The organism is Cupriavidus sp. 05N40 (assembly GCF_056397305.1).
Genome location: NZ_JBFTND010000196.1, coordinates 1 through 14,067, shown reverse-complemented (window position 1 = coordinate 14,067; position 14,067 = coordinate 1). Strand labels below are relative to the sequence as shown.

The following is a 14,067-nucleotide window of genomic DNA, read 5'->3' as shown; positions in this document are numbered from 1 at the left end:
GCCAGGCAGTACGGCAGCACCGCAGCACCGCATGACACGCAGTACAGCAGCATAGAAGTACCGAATACCCGATACGCGCATTCAGGGCACGGATCCTGGCAACCGCGACGCAGGGCAGGGCCTGCCGGCTGCGGCGGCGGGAGCAGCCGGCGACCCGCCACCTAAACGAACCCAATACCTCATCATGGCGACTACATCCGATCTATCCGCAGTACGGCCGCCCAGCCGTACCGGTGACATCCTGTTCGGTGGCCTGACGCGCGGCGCCGCCATCGTGACCTTGCTGCTGCTGGGCGGCATCATCGTGTCGCTCGCGATCAGCGCCTGGCCGTCCATCCAGACCTTCGGCCTGCGCTTCCTGTGGACCGCCGAGTGGGATCCACCCGCGGACGTCTACGGCGCGCTAGTGCCGATCTACGGCACCATCGTCACGTCGCTGATCGCCCTGATTATCGCGGTGCCCATCAGTTTCGGCATCGCACTGTTCCTCACCGAGCTGTCCCCGGCATGGTTGCGCCGCCCGCTCGGCACGGCCATCGAACTGCTGGCCGCAGTGCCGTCGATCGTCTACGGCATGTGGGGCCTGCTGGTGTTCGCGCCGATCTTCGGCGAGTACTTCCAGAAGCCGCTGGCCGCCACGGTCGGGCAACTGCCGCTGGTCGGCAAGCTGTTCCAGGGTGCGCCGCTGGGCATCGGCCTGCTGTGCGCCGGCGTGATCCTGGCCATCATGATCATTCCCTACATCGCGTCGGTGATGCGCGATGTCTTCGAGGTGACCCCGGTGCTGCTAAAGGAATCGGCCTACGGTGTCGGCTGCACCACATGGGAAGTGATGTGGCGCGTGGTGCTGCCCTACACCCGCGCCGGCGTGATCGGCGGCGTGATGCTCGGCCTTGGCCGCGCGCTGGGCGAAACCATGGCCGTCACCTTCGTGATCGGCAACACCAACCGGCTGGACAACCCCTCGCTGTTCTCGCCCGGCAACAGCATCACCTCGGCGCTGGCCAACGAGTTCGCCGAAGCCGGCGCGGGCCTGCACACGGCCGCGCTGATGGAGCTTGGCCTGATCCTGTTCTTCATCACTTTCGTGGTCCTCGCGCTGTCCAAGATCCTGCTGCTGCGCCTGGCCAAGAACGAGGGCGCGAAATGAGCCAAGCCACGATGTCTTCTACCTCCTCGACGATCCCGGCCGTGCGCCAGGATGCGGACGCGATGCGCGCGCGCCTGCAGGCGCGCCGCCGCCGCACCAATGTCTATGCCCTGACCGCGTCGCTGGGCGCCATGGGCTTCGGCCTGTTCTGGCTGGCGTGGATCCTCTGGACCACCGTCACGCTGGGCGTGGGCGGCCTGTCGATGGACCTGTTCACGCAGATGACGCCGGCGCCGAACACCGCCGGCGGCGGCCTGGTCAATGCCATCTACGGCAGCTTCGTGATGGTTGGCCTGGCGACGCTGTGCGGCACGCCGCTGGGTATCCTGSCCGGCATCTACCTGGCCGAGTACGGCAAGAAATCGCCCCTGGCCAGCTTCACCCGCTTTATCAACGACATCCTGCTGTCGGCACCGTCGATCGTGATCGGCCTGTTCGTCTACGCGCTGGTGGTGACCCGCATGGGCCATTTCTCAGGCTGGGCCGGCGTGTGCGCGCTGGCGCTGCTGCAGGTGCCGATCGTGGTGCGCACCACGGAAAACATGCTGAACCTGGTGCCCAACGCGCTGCGCGAGGCCGCCTTCGCGCTGGGCACGCCCAAGTGGAAGATGGTGCTGTCGATCACGGTGAAGTCGTCGTATGCGGGCATCGTCACGGGCGTGCTGCTGGCGGTGGCGCGTATCGCCGGCGAGACCGCGCCGCTGCTGTTYACSGCSCTGTCCAAYCAGTTCTGGASCAGCGACCTGAACAAGCCGATGGCSAACCTGCCGGTGACGATYTTCCGCTTCGCCATGAGCCCGTTCGTGGAATGGCAGCAACTGGCGTGGGCCGGCGTGTTCCTGATCACCATCGGAGTGCTGGCGCTCAATATCGTGGCGCGCATGCTGTTCAAGAAATAAGCGCGAGAAGTCAGCGGCGGCCAATATCGCCCGTACTGCCCATAGCGCCAAATACGCCCGAACCGGCAACCTGAAAATTTCCTGCGAGAGACGAGCATGACCTCGACCGTCATCGACATTCCCGACACGACCCGCGCCAAGATCGACGTGCGCAACCTGAACTTCTTCTACGGCCAGTTCCACGCGCTGAAGAATGTGAACATGTCGATCCCCGAGCGCAAGGTGACGGCCTTCATCGGCCCGTCCGGCTGCGGCAAGTCGACCCTGCTGCGTACCTTCAACAAGATGTACGCGCTCTATCCGGAGCAACGCGCCGAGGGCGAGATCAACATGGACGGCGACAACCTGCTGACCGCCAAGCAGGACATCGCCCTGCTGCGCGCCAAGGTCGGCATGGTGTTCCAGAAGCCGACGCCGTTCCCCATGTCGATCTACGACAATATCGCTTTCGGCGTGCGCCTGTTCGAGAAGCTGTCGCGCTCGGAGATGGACGACCGCGTGGAGTGGGCGCTGTCCAAGGCCGCGCTGTGGAACGAAGTCAAGGACAAGCTCAACCAGTCGGGCTACGGCCTGTCGGGCGGCCAGCAGCAGCGCCTGTGCATCGCGCGCGGCATCGCCATCCGCCCCGAGGTGCTGCTGCTCGACGAGCCGTGCTCGGCGCTGGACCCGATCTCGACCGGGCGCATCGAAGAACTGATCGCCGAGCTGAAGGACGACTACACGGTGGTGATCGTCACGCACAATATGCAGCAGGCCGCGCGCTGCTCGGACTACACCGCCTACATGTACCTGGGCGAGCTGATCGAGTTCGGCGAGACGGAGAAGATCTTCATCAAGCCGCACCGCAAGGAAACGGAAGACTACATCACCGGCCGTTTCGGCTGATTGAGCGCGGCGCGCATAGCGCTTAGCATACGAGTAACGGCTCCAGCGGAATTTGCGCAAAATTTGCAGGATTTGCAAGATCAGCGGCCAGGAGAACAATATGTCTGACAAGCATCTGTCGACCCAATTCGACGCCGACCTCAACGCCATCAGCACGAAGCTGCTGCAGATGGGCGGGCTGGTCGAGTCGCAGATCGAGACCGCCATGCGGGCGCTTTCGGAATTCGACGCCGCCCTGGCGGACCAGGTGATGGCGCGCGAGCACCACCTCAACGCGCTGGAACTCGAGATCGACGCCGACTGTGGCAACATCATCGCGCGCCGCCAGCCCACCGCGCGCGACCTGCGCCTGGTGATGGCGATCTCCAAGACGATCACCAACCTCGAGCGCGCCGGCGACGAGGCGGAGAAGATCGCCAAGCGCACCAAGCACATCATGGAGGATGCCGGCGCGCACCAGATCAACTATTCCGAGGTGAAGCTCTCCGGCGATCTCGCCATCGCGCTGCTGCGCCAGGCGCTGGACGCGTTCGCGCGCCTGGACACCGTGGCCGCGGCCCGCATCGTCAAGGACGACAAGGCCATCGACGACGAATTCCGGGCCTTCGTGCGCAAGCTCATCACCTACATGATGGAAGACCCGCGTACCATCTCGGTCGCGCTGGACTTCCTCTTTATCGCCAAGGCGATCGAGCGTATCGGCGACCATGCCAAGAACATCGCCGAATTCATCATCTACATCGTCAAGGGAACCGACGTGCGCCACGCCTCGCGTGAGGACATGGAGCGCGAAGCGCTGAGTTAAACAGCGCCACTGCGGAGAGAAAATACATGCCAAGCAGCATTCTTGTCGTCGAAGACGAACCGGCGATCGCCGAACTGATCGCGGTCAACCTGCAACACGCCGGACACTATCCGATCCGGGCCTACAACGCCGAGCAGGCATTGTCGCTGATGAGCGACGTGCTGCCCGACCTGGTCCTGCTCGACTGGATGCTTCCGGGCAAGTCGGGGGCAACCTTCGCCAAGGAACTGCGCGGCAACGACCGCACCAAGCAGATCCCGATCATCATGCTCACCGCGCGCAGCGAAGAGCAGGACAAGGTGCTCGGACTCGAGGCCGGCGCCGACGACTACGTCACCAAGCCGTTCTCGCCGAAGGAACTGCTGGCGCGCATCAAGGCGGTGCTGCGCCGCCGTGCGCCGCAGCTGACCGACGACGTGGTCGCCATCAACGGCCTGCGCCTGGACCCGGCCACGCACCGCGTCACCGGCCACGACGAGTCGGGCATGCTCAAGCTCGACCTCGGCCCGACCGAGTTCCGCCTGCTGCACTTCCTGATGACGCACCCGGAGCGCGTGCAYAGCCGGTCRCAACTGCTYGACCAGGTATGGGGCGAYCACGTATTCGTCGAGGAGCGTACCGTCGACGTACACATCAAGCGCCTGCGCGCCGCGCTCACGCCCGGCGGCTACAGCAATATGATCGAGACGGTGCGGGGCAGTGGCTACCGCCTGGCGCGCGGCCCCAGTCATTGACGGCGAGCGCGCCGCGCCTGCGCAGCCGTGGTTCCTCCGTGGCGGCAGCATCCCGATGACGGCGCGGCCGGCGCGCCGGCATGACGGACGCATCCGGCGGCCCGCCATGCCGGATTCGCCAGCCTGCCACGCGCCTGTTGCCCGTTTCGTGTCACACTCCACCGCATCTCGCGCGGTCCTGCCGCCTGCCTGACCTTCTCTCGCCTTCATGAACGTCATCTGGGCCCGTTCGGCGGCCATCCTGATCATCCTGGCCCTGGCTTCGGCCGGGCTGTTTCTCTTCTCCGGCCCGGTGCCGGCGCTGGCCTTCCTGTGCGCCGCGCTGTTCGGGCTGCTGCTTTACTACCTGTACCAGATCAATCGCCTGTGGAAAGTGCTGGACGCGCCTGCCTATGGTGAGATTCCCAGCGCGCTCGGGCTGTGGGGCGAGGTGTATTACCGCCTGCACCGCCTAGTCAAGCGCTGGCGCACCCAGGTGCTGCAGGTGGAGCGGCAGCACACGCGCTTCATCCAGGCCATCCAGGCCTCGCCCAACGGCGTGCTGATGCTCGATGACGCCGACCAGATCGAATGGTGCAACGACGTGGCCGAGCAGCATTTCGGTCTCAACGCGCGGCGCGATGTGCGCCAGCGCATCACCCACCTGATCCGCCGTCCCGAATTCGTGCAGTACCTGACCTTGCAGCGCTTCGACGATCCGCTGCTGATGCGCGACCTGGGCGAGCACAAGCGCAGCGTGATCGCGGTGCAGATCCTGCCCTACGGCGAGAACCGCAAGCTGGTCCTGACCAACGACATCACCAAGCTGGAGAACACCGAGGCGATGCGGCGCGACTTCGTCGCCAATGTCTCGCATGAACTGAAGACGCCGCTGACCGTGCTGACCGGCTTTCTCGAAACGGTGCGCGACCTGCCGGTATCGGAGCAGGACCGCAACCGCTACCTGGACATGATGCTGGTGCAGTCGATGCGCATGCAGCACCTGGTCGAAGACCTGCTGGTGCTGGCCAAGCTGGAGAGCGATGCCCAGCCGCCCAGCCAGGAGCGCGTCGACATGGCTGCGCTGGCGGCGCACCTGTTGCACGATGCCGAGGCGCTGTCGCAGGGCCGTCACCAGATCACCGTGCAGATCGATCCGCAGGTGCTGATCCGCGGTGCCGAGAGCGAGCTGCTTTCCGCCTTCGGCAACCTGGTGTCGAATGCCGTGCGCTACACGCCCGAGGGCGGCCGCATCGGCGTCCGGCTGACCTACGAGAACGAGCACGCCAGCTTCTCGGTGAGCGACACGGGCCTGGGCATCGCCGCAGACCATATACCGCGCCTGACCGAGCGTTTCTACCGCGTGGACCGCAGCCGCTCGCGCGACACCGGCGGCACGGGCCTGGGCCTTGCCATCGTCAAGCATGTGCTGTCGCGCCACCACGCCGACCTGCGCATCACCAGCGAAGTGGGGCGTGGCAGCGTGTTCCGCGTGGTGTTCCCGACCGATCGCAGCGGGCATGTGCCCGTCGATTCCACGCCGGGACAATCGCAGCCGGACCCGCACGACGGCCATCCGCAGAAAGCGGCCTGAAGTGCCGCGGCGGGGCCCCGCCGGAGGAGTGTCGAAGGGAGTGTCGAAGGATTGCCGGAGCGGCTGCCGAACGCGCGGCGCAGCGCCGGCTGGTTCGTGGCGCTCCCGGTCGGCGGCCCGCTCCCCGCATCGGTTGGCCGGGTTGCCCGCACGCGCGGCGGCCATCCTTGCGCGCCGGCGCGCGGGCCTCAGGCGGCGGCGAACATCGCCAGCAGCTCGTTCTGGCTGACGTGCGGCTGCTTGGACTTGGTGTGCTTGCGGATGTAGCTTCCGTCGGGCTGCATGATCCACGCCGAGGCGTTGTCGTCCAGGTGCACGCGCAGGCTTTCCTTGATCACGCGCGCCTTGAGTGCCTTGTCCAGCACCGGGAACGCCACTTCCACGCGGCGGAACAGGTTGCGGTCCATCCAGTCCGCGCTGGACAGGTAGGTCACCTCGGCGCCGTCGGCGAGGAAGTAGTAGACGCGATGGTGCTCCAGGAAGCGCCCGACGACGGAGCGCACCGAGATGTTCTCCGACAGGCCCGGCACGCCGGGCCGCAGCGCGCAGACGCCGCGCACGATCAGGTCGATCTTCACGCCGGCGCGCGAGGCCTTGTACAGCTCGTCGATGATGGAGGGCTCCAGTAGCGCGTTCATCTTGGCGATGACGCGCGCGCGCTTGCCGGCGCGGGCGTTGCGGGCCTCGGCGCGGATATGCTCCACCAGGTTGCTGTGCATGGTGAAGGGCGACTGCCACAGGTGGTTCAGGCGGATGGTGCCCGCGGTGCCGGTGAGCAGCTGGAAGACATGCTGCACGTCTTCGCAGATCTGCTCGTCGGCGGTCAGCAGGCCGAAGTCCGTGTACAGCCGCGCGGTGCGCGGGTGGTAGTTGCCGGTGCCGAGGTGGGCGTAGCGGCGCAGCTTGAACTGCTTGCTCTTGGCGCTCGCCAGTTCACGCCGCACGATCAGCAGCATCTTGGCGTGGCACTTGTGGCCCACCACGCCGTAGACCACATGCGCGCCGGCGGATTCGAGCCGCTCGGCCCAGTTGATGTTGGTCTCTTCGTCGAAGCGCGCCAGCAGTTCCACCACGACCGTGACTTCCTTGCCGTTGCGCGCCGCGGTCATCAGGGCTTCCATGACCGGCGATTCGTTGCCGGTGCGGTAGACCGTCTGCTTGATCGCCACCACGGCGGGATCGACGGCGGCCTGCTGCAGCAGGTCCAGCACCGAGCTGAAGCTTTCGTAGGGATGGTGCAGCAGCACGTCGTGCTGGCGGATCGCATCGAACATCGGCGTGCCCGGCACGAACACCTTGACCGGCGCCGGCACGTGCGGCGGGTACTTGAGGGCAGGGCGGTCGACCAGGTCGGGGATCTGCATCAGCCGCACCAGGTTGACCGGGCCGCTCACACGGTAGACGTCCTGCTCGCCGAGCCCGGATTCGAGCAGCAGGCGGCGGGCGATCGCCGGCGGTGTGTCGGATGAAATCTCCAGCCGCACGGTGTCGCCGAAGTGGCGTGCGGGAAGCTCGCCCTGCAATGCTTCGCGCAGGTCGGTGATATCGTCCTCGGAGACGAACAGGTCGGAGTTGCGGGTCACGCGGAACTGGTAGCAGCCGTTGACCTTGATGGCGGGGAACAGCTCGTGCACGAAGCCTTGCATGAAGGACGACAGCAGCACGAAGCCGTAGGAGTAGCCCGACAGGTCTTCGGGCATGCGCACCATGCGCGGCAGCGCGCGCGGGGCCTGCACGATGGCGAGGTCGGCCTCGCGGCCGAAGGCGTCCTTGCCCGACAGCTCGATGACGAAGTTCAGGCTCTTGTTGAGCACGCGCGGGAACGGGTGGGCGGGGTCGAGCGCGATCGGCGTCAGTACCGGGCCCAGTTCGCGCAGGAAAAAGCCGCGTGCCCAGTCGCGCTGTGCCTCGTTCCAGGTCGAGGCCAGGTGGAAGAACACGCCTTCCTTTTCGAGCAGGGGGAAAATCACGTTCTGCAGCATGTCATACTGCATGGCCACGAGCTTTTGCACACGCTCGGTGACGACCTGGTAGGCCTGCTGCAGGGACAGGCCGTCGGGCGTGATGCCGGACGGGTTGTCGCGCATCTGCTCCTTCAGCCCGGCCATGCGGATCTCGAAGAACTCGTCCAGATTGCTTGAAACGATGCAGATGAACTTGAGCCGCTCCAGCAGCGGCACCTTGGGGTCAGCGGCCTGCGCCATCACGCGCGCGTTGAATTCCAGAATGCCCAGTTCGCGGTTGAGCAGCGTGCCGGGTGGGCTTGTCGACATTGGCATGACCTTCTTTTGGTAATGCGGCGACTTTTTCATAGAATCATGTCAAATTGRTGACAAAGTGATTTTGTCATGATGCGGACATGAAAGAGACATATTTTCTGTCTCCGGGCGCATCGTGCCCCAGATACCGCTAACTGTGCCGCGCGTTGCGGCGCTTATCCAGATTCCCTACAGCGATGAACCAAACTCCACGCTTGCTGGCCGCCGTCGACATGGGCTCCAACAGCTTTCGCCTGATGATCGGGAGGGTGGACGAGAGCCAGACCGCTTCCGGGACGGCGAGCCAGATCTTCCAGGTCGATGCGCTGCGCGAGCCGGTGCGGCTGGCGGCAGGCCTCACACCCGACAAATACCTCGACCAGCCGGCTCGCCGGCGCGGCATCGACGCCCTGCGGCGCTTCGGCGACCGCCTGCGCGATTTCTCGGCCGACCATGTGCGCGCGGTGGCCACCAATACGCTGCGCGTGGCCAAGAACGCCTCGGAGTTCCTGATCGAGGCCGAGAGCGCGCTGGGATTCCCCATCGAAGTGATCGCCGGGCGCGAAGAAGCGCGGCTGATCTACCTGGGCGCGTCGCACGATGCACCGGCCTGCGCGGGCAACCGTCTGGTGGTGGACATCGGCGGCGGTTCCACCGAGTTCATCATCGGCAGCGGCTATGGGTCCAAGTTGATGGAGAGCCTCTATATCGGCTGCGTCTCGCATAGCCGGCAATTCTTCCCCAGCGGCAACGTCGACGAATACGCGATGAAGCAGGCCGAGCTGGCCGCGCGCCGCGAGATCCAGGTGCTGGTGCGCCAGTACCGCGCCGCCGGCTGGCAGCAGGCAGTGGGCTCGTCGGGCACGGCGCGCGCGCTGGCCGAGCTGATCGAGCTCAACGGCATGAACGACAACCCGGCGGAGCACGGCATCACGCGCGAAGGGCTCGAGCGCCTCAAGCGGGCGCTGGTCAAGGCCGAGAACACCAACCGCGTGAAGCTGGTGGGGCTCAAGGCGGATCGCATCCCGGTGCTGCCGGGCGGGCTCTCGATCATGCTTGGCGTGTTCGCCGAACTCGACATCGAGCGCATGGACGTCACCGACGGCGCGCTGCGCCTCGGCGTGTTGTACGACCTGCTGGGCCGTACGCACCACGAAGACATGCGCACGATCACCGTGGACCAGTTCATGCGGCGCTATGGTGTCGACCGCGCCCAGGCGCAGCGCGTGCAGTCGGCGGCGCTGGGCCTGCTGGCGCAGTTTCCGGAGCCGCGCAACGAACGCCGCGACGACAACCTGGCGCTGCTGGGCTGGGCCGCGGGGCTGCACGAGATCGGCATGACCATCTCGCACAGCGGCTATCACAAGCACTCGGCGTATATCGCCACGCATGCCGACATGCCGGGCTTCTCGAAGACCGACCAGGCGCGCCTGTCTACGCTGCTGCTCGGCCATGCCGGCAAGCTGGGCAAGCTGTCGGGTAGCGGCAAGTTCGTGGACTGGCGCATGCTGTTCAGCCTGCGCCTGGCCTTCGTGCTGTGCCGGCGCCGCGCCGACGAGCCGCTGCCGGAAATCGCCGTGGGCCAGCGCTCGGATGCGCTGAACGAAGGCTTCGAAGTGCGCCTGCCCAAGGCCTGGATCGAGGCCAATCCGCTGGTCGAATACAGCCTGGCGCAGGAGGCCGACGAGTGGGAGCGCATCGGCAAGCGCTACAAGGTAGTGTACGGCTGAGCGGGGAAGGGGGCGGCCGGGAGCCGCCCGCAGCCACCTGCGGGCTGGTGGCCCGGCAGGCGCGAACGGCGGCCGTCCGCGCGGGTGCTGCCAGGCTCAGGCGCCGCGATTCAGGCCAAGGAAGTGGCGCGCGTAGCGGGGGTTCATGTCGTTGACGCGCAGCAGCGTGAGGAAGTCCGCCACGTTGAAGTCGGGGTCCCATGCCGGCATGCCGCAGATGCGGGCGCCAAGCCGCAGGTAGCCCTTGATCAGCGCGGGCGGCTCCACGTCCAGCGTCTGGTTCAGTTCATCGATCGGCAGGGCCAGGCGCGGGAACGCGTGGTATTCGATCGGCGCCAGCGCGCGTTCGGCAAACACGCGGTACAGGCTGGCCGCATAGTGGCCGCCGTCGCTCATCGGCACGCTGGCGCAGCCCAGCATCGACTCGATGCCCCAGCGCTGCAGGTACTCGCCCAGGCCGCCCCACAACGCCATGATCACGCTGCCCGAGCGGTAGTCGCGGTGCACGCACGAGCGGCCCAGCTCGACCATCTTGGGCTTGAGGTGGGCCAGGCGCACGAGATCGAATTCCGATTCGGCGTACAGGCAGCCGATGCGCTTGGCCTGGTGCGGCGCCATCACGCGGTAGGTGCCGACGACCTTCAGCGTGGCGAGGTCGCGCACGATCAGGTGGTCGCAATAGGCGTCGAACATGTCGACGTCGAGTTCGGGCGTGGACGGGTTCAGGCGGGCGCCCATTTCCTCGGCGAAGACCTTGTAGCGCAGGCGCTGCGCCTCGACTACTTCGTCTTGGTGGCGCGCCCACGCCACGCTGAAAGCAGGCTGTTCATGCCCTTGGGCATGTGCTTGTGCAGGTGGCGGGCGATGAAGACGCCTCCGCGCCGAATGGCCGGCTTGGCCATTGGGCAAGGAATCGAACAGCGGCTGGGTGGGCGTCGGGAGCTCTCGCATCAGTATGTCCTTTCGGTGACGAAACTGTTGCGGTCGAATGTAGATAGGGCAGGTGACAGTGCCGTGAAGCGGTCGTGACGGTTCGGTGACTGTGCAACGCAGCGTGGGCGGTCCGGCGTGCGGTGACGCGCTCGCGGACGAACGCCGGAGCCGCTGCGGGGCCGGTGGGCTACAAGGCTACAAGGCTAGAGGAACTCGGGATTGATCACCGCGCGCAGCACCACTTGCGATTCGCTTTCGCGCGTACGCCCGGACAGCCACCATATCCCGCTCTTGCGCACGCTCCAGTTCATTTCCGATCCGGCCAGCAGGAGGCTGGCCATGCGACCGATCCAGGGCTGGTGTCCGACCACCACGATATGCTCGGCGCCCTGAGGCCAGTCGATGGCCGCCAGCACCGCGCTGACGTCCGCGCCGGGCGCCAGGTCGGGCAGGATTTCCGCGTTCTCGCGCAGGGCGGCGGCGGTTTCGCGTGTGCGCAGGGCGGGACTGCACACCACGCGCGCGCCGGCCGGCAGGTGGGCGCGCAGCCAGGCCGCGGACGCATCGGCCTGCTTGTGGCCACGGCGGGTCAGCGGGCGCTGCAGGTCGGCATTGCGGGTCAGGCCAAGTGCGGCGGGCAGTTCCTCGGCTTCAGCGTGGCGCCACAGGATCAGGTTCATGGAAGCGGAAAACTTGCGCAGGAAATGGTTGGAAACGAAGGAAAGTACGTCACGAGTATGGCAATGCGCGTACCGGCGTGCAAGGCGGGCAAACACCGGGCATGCACCGGGCATGCACCGGGCATGCATTTGCGAGCATCGCAAGCCGGCGTGACAGACATGTGACGGGGCGGGCATGCGGCAGGCGCGTGCGGCGGGGCAGGAATCAGGGCGGGGAATAAGGGCAGGGATACCGGCCAGGGAATGCTGCGAGAGGCTGGTGCCAGTGCCGCCCGAGTCCCGCGTGCCGGGATTCCGGCACATCCAGGTCGCGGCGGCACGATGCATCCCGGGGCAGGTCCGTGTTGCGCGGTGCCCTCGGAATGCGGTCAGGCGCAGCACCCGCCAGTGCGGCGGACGCTGGAAAAAATCAGGCTTTGTGGCGGAAGTTGATGCGGCCCTTGGTCAGGTCATAGGGCGACATTTCCAGCGTCACGCGGTCACCGGCCAGAATGCGGATGCGGTGCTTCTGCATCTTGCCCGAGGCATAGGCCCAGATTTCCACGCCGTTTTCCAGCGTTACGCGGTAACGATTGTCGGGGAGGGCTTCCGAGACAACGCCGCCAAATTCAATAAGTTCTTCCTTAGCCAATCTGTTTCCTTTAGGGCAGCCGGGGCTGCATGAATGTCGGTAAATCCGGTGAGGCGGATGCCGCTTGCTGCGGGCGTTTCCGCGAGGCCCGGGTGCCAGCAGTGACAAGCGCCGGCTTGCTTGGTTGCGCCGAAAAGTTGCGGGAGGCAAGCTGACCCGGACCGGCACGGCGACTGCACGTGCAAACATGGTCCACGTTAGGGAATCGCCAGGGGGCGCGTCAGAGCCCGGCTGATTGCCTTGCCGGTTGCGGCCCATGCCAAAGCGGCCGTGCTACCGTGATAGGTGTGGGGCAATGCGCGGACACGATGTTTCCGGTGGCTCGCCGGCACTGTGCCGTTATTCAACCGCGGCATCGGGCAGGGGCGCCCGGTTACAGGGCATGCTGCATTCACCCCGGGCTAACGCGCGATTATACCACGGCGACGCCGCGCCGGCGTCGCTGCGCGCCCTGCGCGGGTCGGTGCCCGAACCCGCCGAACGGCAGGAAAAGCAGGGAAAAAGTGCGCGACCGGGCTGGTGGCGGAATGAAAAGTGGCGCGGGCGGTTTGCGGTTGCGCCCCGGGCCGGTGTCCGTCCTTGTGGCATGCGAGGCATCCCGTGTTCGTGGCAATGCGGGCGCGTCACAGGCGGGGCGAGCCCGCGGGCTTCTTTCCAGGGCCGTTTCGTGTCATTCGCGTGTGGACGGGTCGGAACCCGACCGGAGCCGGTCCGGGACAAGACGAAAAAAAGGCTTAGACCTGATGGTCTAAGCCTTTGATCTCATTTACTAAAACTGGTCGGGGCGACATGATTCGAACATGCGACCCTCTGATCCCAAATCAGATGCGCTACCAGGCTGCGCTACGCCCCGAAGCGGCGAATTGTAGCCCGGCTGGGCCCCGGGGGTCAAACGTTAGTTTAGTGCGCGCCTGAGTTGCCGCCGGGCGCCGCCGCGGTGCGGTCGATGCCCCCTGCAGGAAGGGCGATGGCGCGCTTGACTTGGTCGCGAGCGCTGACATAATCCGCACACTTCGGCGGCCACGCCCCGCGCCCGGTCAGGCGCGAGGGCAGGCGGGCTGCCGGCGGACTGGCGTGAGCATGATGACAAGAGTGCGGAAGTACGAGCGTGCCCTCACAGCAGTTGCGGGGCCGAGCCCCAGGTCGCCGGGGCGCACGCGGGCGGCCCGGAGTTCAGAAGAAAGAATGGCGCAAACCCCTGGGCTGCGGGTCCCGGGGGCGCGAGGCGGCGCGCTGTGGCGCCGCCTGCCAAGTTGGACGGGGAAATCATGTTTCAGTCGCAGGTCAGTGTGCTGGTCGCGGGTCTTTTCGGGCTGCAGATGGCGGTGGTGTTCGCCGTGCTGCGGCGCACGCCGGGCATCGGCCGCGCCGGCCTCGGCGCCTGGGTGGCTGGCGAGTTGCTGGTGACGGCAGCCACCGCGCTGCTCGCCGCACAGGGCTATCTGCCGGAATGGCCGATCCTCAGCCTGGTCGATGTCGTCATGACGGCGGCGCTGGCGCTGATGGTGTATGGCGCCCGCCGCTTCTTTGACAGGTCCGGGGGCGCGGCTTCGCTGTGCATGCTGAACCTGGCGGTGCTGGGCACCACGCTCTACTTCGAACTGCAGGGAGCGCCCCCGGCCGGCCCCGCGCTCGTGTTCGCGCTTGCCAATATCTATCTTCCGCTGGCCTTGCTGCGCGTGGTGGCGCCACAGGTGCCCGCCAGGCGCGGCACCGGCCGCCTGGCGGCGCTTTCGCTTGGCCTGATCGCCGTCGGCTGTGCCGGCATCGGTCTCTACCGGTCTCTACC

At 66.4% G+C, this 14,067-nt stretch carries 11 protein-coding genes, 1 tRNA gene and 1 pseudogene; 8 read left to right on the top strand and 5 right to left on the bottom strand.

Annotation, left to right across the window (positions count from 1 at the left end):
- Window positions 1-184 precede the first annotated feature (184 nt).
- The 6 genes from pstC to phoR all read left to right on the top strand — a co-directional run bounded on the left by pstC (window position 185) and on the right by phoR (window position 6,046).
- Complete coding sequence (gene pstC, locus AC1DO7_RS32700) at window positions 185-1,150, top strand: phosphate ABC transporter permease PstC (protein ID WP_441618281.1); 966 nt, start codon at window positions 185-187, stop codon at window positions 1,148-1,150.
- An 11-nt stretch (window positions 1,151-1,161) separates the two neighbouring features.
- A complete protein-coding gene (gene pstA, locus AC1DO7_RS32695; RefSeq protein WP_477117035.1) occupies window positions 1,162-2,049 on the top strand; it encodes a phosphate ABC transporter permease PstA in 888 nt (295 codons plus the stop codon).
- Between the two features lie 96 nt (window positions 2,050-2,145).
- A complete protein-coding gene (gene pstB / locus AC1DO7_RS32690) occupies window positions 2,146-2,934 on the top strand; it encodes a phosphate ABC transporter ATP-binding protein PstB (protein ID WP_441618285.1) in 789 nt (262 codons plus the stop codon).
- Window positions 2,935-3,034: 100 nt separating this feature from the next.
- Window positions 3,035-3,739 carry a phosphate signaling complex protein PhoU gene (gene phoU / locus AC1DO7_RS32685; RefSeq protein WP_441618287.1) on the top strand — a complete coding sequence of 235 codons (705 nt, stop codon included), beginning with the start codon at window positions 3,035-3,037 and terminating at the stop codon, window positions 3,737-3,739.
- Between the two features lie 26 nt (window positions 3,740-3,765).
- Window positions 3,766-4,473 carry a phosphate regulon transcriptional regulator PhoB gene (gene phoB / locus AC1DO7_RS32680; RefSeq protein WP_441618289.1) on the top strand — a complete coding sequence of 236 codons (708 nt, stop codon included), beginning with the start codon at window positions 3,766-3,768 and terminating at the stop codon, window positions 4,471-4,473.
- Between the two features lie 208 nt (window positions 4,474-4,681).
- Complete coding sequence (gene phoR, locus AC1DO7_RS32675; RefSeq protein ID WP_441618291.1) at window positions 4,682-6,046, top strand: phosphate regulon sensor histidine kinase PhoR; 1,365 nt, start codon at window positions 4,682-4,684, stop codon at window positions 6,044-6,046.
- Window positions 6,047-6,234: 188 nt separating this feature from the next.
- Here phoR and ppk1 read toward each other — a convergent pair whose 3' ends face one another.
- Window positions 6,235-8,358: a polyphosphate kinase 1 gene (gene ppk1 / locus AC1DO7_RS32670; protein WP_441618293.1), complete on the bottom strand. Its 2,124-nt coding sequence runs from the start codon at window positions 8,356-8,358 to the stop codon at window positions 6,235-6,237.
- Window positions 8,359-8,501: 143 nt separating this feature from the next.
- Here ppk1 and ppx point away from each other — a divergent pair, with 143 nt between their 5' ends.
- Entirely contained in the window at window positions 8,502-10,034 is a 1,533-nt protein-coding gene (ppx, locus tag AC1DO7_RS32665) for an exopolyphosphatase (RefSeq protein WP_441618295.1), read from the top strand.
- A gap of 96 nt (window positions 10,035-10,130) precedes the next feature.
- Here ppx and AC1DO7_RS32660 read toward each other — a convergent pair whose 3' ends face one another.
- The 4 genes from AC1DO7_RS32660 to AC1DO7_RS32645 all read right to left on the bottom strand — a co-directional run bounded on the left by AC1DO7_RS32660 (window position 10,131) and on the right by AC1DO7_RS32645 (window position 13,131).
- Window positions 10,131-10,985: a GNAT family N-acetyltransferase gene (locus AC1DO7_RS32660; protein ID WP_441618297.1), complete on the bottom strand. Its 855-nt coding sequence runs from the start codon at window positions 10,983-10,985 to the stop codon at window positions 10,131-10,133.
- Between the two features lie 185 nt (window positions 10,986-11,170).
- Window positions 11,171-11,647, bottom strand: a complete 477-nt coding sequence (locus AC1DO7_RS32655) for a SixA phosphatase family protein (RefSeq protein WP_441618299.1) — start codon at window positions 11,645-11,647, stop codon at window positions 11,171-11,173.
- A 409-nt stretch (window positions 11,648-12,056) separates the two neighbouring features.
- A complete protein-coding gene (gene infA, locus AC1DO7_RS32650) occupies window positions 12,057-12,278 on the bottom strand; it encodes a translation initiation factor IF-1 (RefSeq protein WP_017230249.1) in 222 nt (73 codons plus the stop codon).
- Window positions 12,279-13,054: 776 nt separating this feature from the next.
- A tRNA-Pro gene (locus tag AC1DO7_RS32645) sits at window positions 13,055-13,131 on the bottom strand.
- 415 nt (window positions 13,132-13,546) lie between these two features.
- On the opposite strand from AC1DO7_RS32645, the pseudogene AC1DO7_RS32640 reads away from it, so the two are divergent.
- A pseudogene (locus tag AC1DO7_RS32640) lies at window positions 13,547-14,067 on the top strand (GGDEF domain-containing protein); the annotation flags it as partial.

Coding starts and splice junctions, on each gene's coding strand:
- pstC (WP_441618281.1), top strand. CDS start 185: ATGGCGACTACATCCGATCTATCCGCAGTACGGCCGCCCAGCCGTACC.
- pstB (WP_441618285.1), top strand. CDS start 2,146: ATGACCTCGACCGTCATCGACATTCCCGACACGACCCGCGCCAAGATC.
- phoU (WP_441618287.1), top strand. CDS start 3,035: ATGTCTGACAAGCATCTGTCGACCCAATTCGACGCCGACCTCAACGCC.
- phoR (WP_441618291.1), top strand. CDS start 4,682: ATGAACGTCATCTGGGCCCGTTCGGCGGCCATCCTGATCATCCTGGCC.
- ppk1 (WP_441618293.1), bottom strand. CDS start 8,358: ATGAAAAAGTCGCCGCATTACCAAAAGAAGGTCATGCCAATGTCGACA.
- ppx (WP_441618295.1), top strand. CDS start 8,502: ATGAACCAAACTCCACGCTTGCTGGCCGCCGTCGACATGGGCTCCAAC.
- AC1DO7_RS32660 (WP_441618297.1), bottom strand. CDS start 10,985: ATGCGAGAGCTCCCGACGCCCACCCAGCCGCTGTTCGATTCCTTGCCC.
- AC1DO7_RS32655 (WP_441618299.1), bottom strand. CDS start 11,647: ATGAACCTGATCCTGTGGCGCCACGCTGAAGCCGAGGAACTGCCCGCC.